Origin of the sequence: Bradyrhizobium sp. (assembly GCF_030654605.1) — a bacterium.
GTDB lineage: Bacteria > Pseudomonadota > Alphaproteobacteria > Rhizobiales > Xanthobacteraceae > Bradyrhizobium.
This window is the reverse complement of the sequence record NZ_JAURXB010000111.1, coordinates 1-5,604: the sequence shown is the minus strand read 5'-3', so window position 1 is coordinate 5,604 and position 5,604 is coordinate 1. Positions and strand designations below refer to the sequence as shown.

Genomic DNA, 5,604 nt, shown 5'->3' with positions numbered 1-5,604 from the left:
GGAACGTGCCTTCGAGCCGCGTGTAGAACCCTTCAGGCAGCTTTGTCGACGCGGTCACCTCCCGGATCGATTCGACGATTTTCGCCATGTCGGCGGTCCCGGTGGTATTGGCCAGCACCACCACGCGACGGCGCCCGTTCTCGCGCAGAATCTGATTCGGCCCCTCGGTTTCCTTGATATCGGCCAGCTGCCGCGCCGGAACCCAGCCGGCCGGGGTCTCTATCAGCAGGTCTCCCAGCCTTTGCGTGGTCCTGAGTCGGTCGGGCAGTCGCATGGTGACGTCGAACCTGCGGTAGCCATCGACGACGCGCGACACCACCCGCCCGTTCGAGAGACGGCTGAGCTGCTCGATGACGATGGCCGGCTGCACGCCATAGAGCGCGGCGCGGCCGTAATCGACCCGGATCTCGAGCTGGGGAATCAGCACCTGCTTCTCAACCTGCAGATCCGTGATCCCGGGGATGGCTGCCATCCTGATGCGGATGGCTTCCGCCGACGCGCGCAATGCGTCCAGATCGTCGCCGAAGATCTTCAGCGCCACCTCGGCGCGAACCCCGGACAGCAGATGATCGAGCCGATGCGAGATTGGCTGGCCCACATTGATCGAGGCCGGGAGAACCGCCAGTCGCGAGCGAATCTCCGCGATCACATCCACCTTGGTTCGCGAGGATGGCTCGAGATTCACTTCGAGATCGGAGGAATGCACGCCTTCGGCATGCTCATCCAGTTCCGCGCGCCCGGTCCGGCGCCCGACCGTCCTGACTTCGGGTACCTCCATCAGGATGCGCTCGGCAATCAGGCCGACCCGGTTGGATTCCGCCAGCGAGATCCCCGGGTTGAACAGCATGTTGATGGTGAAGGTGCCTTCGTTGAAGGGCGGCAGGAACGCGCGCGGCAGCAGCGAGGCCGCGATCGCAGCGATCGCCACGGCGAGCACCGTAACGGCCATCAGCGCGCGTTGATGGCGAAAGGCACGCTCGAGCAGGGCCGCGTTGCCGCGCTTGAGCAGGCGCACCAGGGCGCTGTCGCCATGATCCAGGCGCTTCAGTTGCGGCAGCATGTAGTAGGCCATGACCGGCGTCAGCGTGATCGAGACCGCGAGGCTGGCGAGGATCGAGATGATATAGGCCTGGCCCAGCGGGGCGAACAGCCGGCCCTCGATTCCCGACAGCGCGAACAGCGGCACGAACACCAGCACGATGATCGCTGTCGCATAGACGATGCCGGACCGGACCTCCTGCGAAGCCGATACGATCACGTCGAAAACCAGCCTGGGATGCTCCAGCGCGCGATTTTCGCGCAGGCGCCTGAAGATGTTCTCCACATCGACCACGGCGTCATCGACCAGTTCGCCGAGCGCGATGGCGAGACCGCCCAGCGTCATGGTGTTGATGGAGAGTCCGGCGAAGTAGAAGATCGTGGCCGTGGCCAGGATCGAGACCGGGATCGCGGTCAGCGAAATCAACGTGGTCCGCCAGTTCAGCAGGAACGCGAACAGCACGATGGCGACGACGAGACCGGCTTCCATCAGCACCTGCTCGACGTTGCGGATCGACGTCTCGATGAAGTCGGCCTGGCGGAACACGACCTGGTCGGCCTTGATGCCCTGCGGCAACGCCGCCGTGATCTCCTTCAGGGCCCGCTCGATCTCGCGGGTCAGCGCGATGGTATCGACGTTGGGCTGCTTCTCGACCGAGACGATGACGGCCGGCTTGCCCATGTAGCCGGCCTCGCCGCGCTTCACCTTGGGCGCGAATTCGACTGACGCGACCTGGCGCAGAAACACCGGTCCGCCATTGACCTGCGCCACCACCACGCTGCGGAGGTCGTCCAGATTGGTGGTTCGTCCGATATTCCGGATCAGATATTCGCGCGAATGCTGGTCGGTGAACCCGCCGCCGGTGTTGACGCCGAACTGGGTCAGCGCCTGTTCGACCTGCTCATAGGTGACGCCGAGGCTGCGCAGCGCCGGCGGATTCGGCGCGACGCGATACTGGCGGACTTCGCCGCCGATTGGAATCACCTGGGCGACGCCCGGGATCGAGAGCAACCGTGGGCGCAGCGTAAAGTCGGCGGCCTCGCGGACTTCCATCGCGGATGCCCTGTCGCTGGTCATCGCGACCAGCACGACCTGTCCCATGATCGAGTTGATCGGCCCCATCTGCGGGACCACGTTCGGCGGCAGCTGGGCCCTGATCAGGGAAAGCCGCTCGGCGATCTGCTGACGGTTGCGATAGATGTCGGTGCCCCAGTCGAACTCGACATAGACGATCGAGAGCCCGACGCCGGAAACCGAGCGCACCCGCGTCACCCCGGGCACGCCGTTCATCTGGGTTTCGATTGGAAAGCTGACGAGCTGTTCGACCTCCGGAGGCGCCAGGCCCTCGGATTCGGTCATGATGGTGACGGTCGGCTTGTTGAGGTCGGGAAAGACGTCGACCGGGAGCCGGCTGGCGCTGAAGATTCCGAGCAGCACCAGCACGGCTGAGGCCGCCAGCACCATCAGGCGATTGCGCAGCGACTGTGTGACGAGAAAGCGAAACATTGATCGTTCTCCTCAGCGCCCTTGTCAGCGCACTTGGCCAAGCAACTCGGCGCCCTGGACGACGAGGCGCTTGCCCGCGGCGAGCCCGGTGGCGATGAAGACGCGATCGCCGTCGAGCGGTTCGACCCGCACCGGGCGCGGCTCGAAACGTTCCGCCGCGACATGCTCGTAGACCACGTCCTGGCCGCTGGCGTTGCGCACCAACGCTGCCCGCGGAACGGCGAAGCCGGTCTTCTCCTCATCCGTGGTGGCAAGCACGGTGACGAATTGACCGGCACGCAGGCCCGCGACGTCGCCCTGCACCGCGAACTGAACCGGGATCGACTGATTGCGGCCGGCGAAACCGGCGCCGCGGAAGGCGAGCGGATAAATGCGGTCGTTGCTCAGCCGGGCCACTGCGCTCTGGACTCCCGCAAGCGTGTCATAGCTGAGTGCTTCCACCCACAGCCGGCTCGGATCGACGATATGGAAGATGACGGCGTTGGATTGGGCCATCTGCCCGGCGACGACGGTGCCTTCGGCAATAATGCCGTCGACCGGCGCGATCAGTTCTTCCGGCTCGCGGCGCGATTTGTCGAGCGAGCCGCGCCGCTCCTTGAGGCCTTGCAGCTCCGTCCTGGTATCCTCCAGCTGGGTGCGGGCAATGGCGCCGCTCGGCACCAACGTTTCGTAGCGCGCCAGCCGGCGCTCCACGATGGTGATCTGCTGGTCGAGTTCGCCTTGCCGCTGGCGCATGTCGGAGGCGTCGATCGCCTGCAGCGGCGGCGTCATATAAGCGAGGACATCGCCTTTTTTGACCGGCGTTCCCAGCCGCGGAAAGCCGTTCGACGGGGGCGAAAGGCGGCCTCCGACCGACGATTGAACGAATCCGCTGGCGTTCGGATCGGGAATGATGCGTCCCGGCAATTCCAGCGCGGCCCGATGCGCCGCCGATTCGATCTGGACGGTGCGGATGGCGAGGATTCGCTGGATGCTCTTGGGCACGAATACGCCGCCGTCGGGCAGCCGCTGCGCCAGGTCGCGCACGGTCGGGTTCGAATTATCAGACGCGCCATGGTCATCGCCATCATGGGCGCGCGCGGCGCCAACGAACATGGCGAGCATTCCGGCGAGGATGAGGACCATCGCCGCCCGGTTCCGTCGCCACATCAACGACATGACGACGATGCCCGCGGCAAAGCCTCCGAGCCCGGCCATCAGCGCCGTCGGGACATAGCGAGAGGAAAGCTCGCGAATTCCGCCGGCGATATCCGACAGCGAAGCGGTTGCGGCCTTTGCGCCGGGATCTTCCGGCGGAATGACCAGCGTCGCGGACAGCACATCGTCGATGCCGTCCTTGCTGACCGTGAAGATCAGGTCATAGGAACCCGGTTTGGCGGTCCAGGGCGCGCTCAGCCGGTAAGGCTCGTTCGCCGCGGCGCGCGCGGGTTCCGGGCCCGCCGATGTCTCGACGGAGATGCTGGCGCCATCCACCGATTCGTTGGTTGCAAAGCGGTCGAGGTAGATGACGAGATCGCCGCCACGGGCGATTGCGACCAGCTCGTAATGCTCCGAGACGGCTTCCGTGCGGGGCGCGAGATTCGAGCCCGCTGCTGGTGCCGGTGGCGGCGCGCCATGGTCGTGACCGTCATGGGCCAGCAACGATCCGCCTCCCGAAAAGGAAGCAAGAGCCGCCGCGCAAAGCACGGCACGAAGCAAGAAGCGCATTGAAAAATCCTCACCTGAAAAGAAGCTTCATCGCGCGGCTGGCCTGCCGAGGCAGGAGCGCGGGGATGTCGTTACTCAGGCGAGGGATCGAGGGGGTTTGCGCAGACCTCTTGGGTCCATACCAGACACGGAAAGTGCGCGCGTAAAGCCGATGCGCGGCGAGCAGGCCCTGGGCGGAAGGTGGGGCGAAACCGCGGCCAGCGCGGCTGCGCAGCACCCCGTACAGCTGCAGCAGCCCATCACACAGGCGTCGGAGTCGGAAGGCTGTGCGCCCGGCGCATTCTGGAACGTAGCCTCGGCTTGCGCGGCGGGCAGGGTTCGCGCGGTCGCATCGGAAGAAGCCGAATCGGCGATGCCGGCGGCAGTGCCAAGTGCTTGAGTGCCAAGTCCTTGAGTACCAAGTCCTTGATGGTGCCCCTGAACATGGTGACCATCAGACGCGTGACCATGACCGACATGGGCGTTGGCTACGACCGACGCGAATTGAACGGCGATCAAGAGGATCGCCGCCCCAATTATCCGCAACAGTGTGCCGGTCGTGGTCATGCGCAGCTATTAGCATACGGTTCGAGCGAAAGGAACAGTGGTTCAAATTGCGGTAAATGCATGGTCACAACCGTGATCTGGATCACCGATCGGACCGGCCGATGACGGCCATCAATTCCGCGATCTTCTCGCGCTGATCGGTCTTGTTGCCGCTGCTGATCGCGTGTTCGACACAATGTGACACGTGATCACGCAACACTTCTTCCTCGACGCGCCGAAGTGCGGCTCGCACTGCCGAAATCTGCGTGACGATGTCGATGCAGTAGCGGTCCTCGTCGACCATCTTGGCCAGGCCGCGGACCTGGCCCTCGATCCGGCCGAGACGCTTTTGACAGGAAGCCTTGATGTCTTTTCGCATGGCGTCTATATACCCCTACCGGGTATAGGTTGCAAGCGGAACTGGAGATATCGAATGGCCGAACACGCGAACGCAGGCAGCTGTTGCGGCGGGGGGCACGATCACGCTCGCCATGACCACGGCCACCATGCCGGCGGCGGCGCAACCATGCGCGACCCCGTCTGCGGCATGACGGTCGATCCCGCGACTGCCAAGCATCGGTTCGATCACCAGGGCGACACCCATTATTTCTGCTCGGCCGGCTGCCGCACCAAATTCGCAGCCGACCCCAAGGCTTATCTCGGCGGCAACAAGCCGAAGGCCCGAGAGACCCAAGCGCCGGAAGGCGCCATCTACACCTGCCCGATGCATCCGCAGATTCGCCAGGTCGGCCCCGGCAGTTGCCCGATCTGCGGCATGGCGCTGGAGCCTGAAGTGGCCAGCCTCGATACGCCGCCCAATCCCGAAC

4 protein-coding genes are annotated in these 5,604 nt (G+C 64.8%); 1 reads left to right on the top strand and 3 read right to left on the bottom strand.

The genetic code is table 11. The features are described from left to right. From Q7U29_RS10990 to Q7U29_RS10980, 3 genes are all read right to left on the bottom strand, one after another. The coding region (locus Q7U29_RS10990; RefSeq protein WP_304741277.1) for an efflux RND transporter permease subunit at positions 1 to 2,545 on the bottom strand (2,545 nt) is incomplete at its 3' end. Positions 2,546 to 2,569: 24 nt separating this feature from the next. Continuing rightward, positions 2,570 to 4,186, bottom strand: a complete 1,617-nt coding sequence (locus tag Q7U29_RS10985) for an efflux RND transporter periplasmic adaptor subunit (RefSeq protein WP_370691736.1) — start codon at positions 4,184 to 4,186, stop codon at positions 2,570 to 2,572. A 694-nt stretch (positions 4,187 to 4,880) separates the two neighbouring features. Further along, complete coding sequence (locus Q7U29_RS10980; protein ID WP_304741273.1) at positions 4,881 to 5,156, bottom strand: metal-sensitive transcriptional regulator; 276 nt, start codon at positions 5,154 to 5,156, stop codon at positions 4,881 to 4,883. Between the two features lie 24 nt (positions 5,157 to 5,180). Here Q7U29_RS10980 and Q7U29_RS10975 point away from each other — a divergent pair. After that, positions 5,181 to 5,604 (top strand): heavy metal-binding domain-containing protein (locus Q7U29_RS10975; protein ID WP_370691737.1); only part of this gene is annotated, 424 nt, incomplete at its 3' end.

Bases quoted from the DNA above. Each gene is read 5' to 3' on its own strand.
- Q7U29_RS10980 (WP_304741273.1), bottom strand. From the start codon at position 5,156: ATGCGAAAAGACATCAAGGCTTCCTGTCAAAAGCGTCTCGGCCGGATC.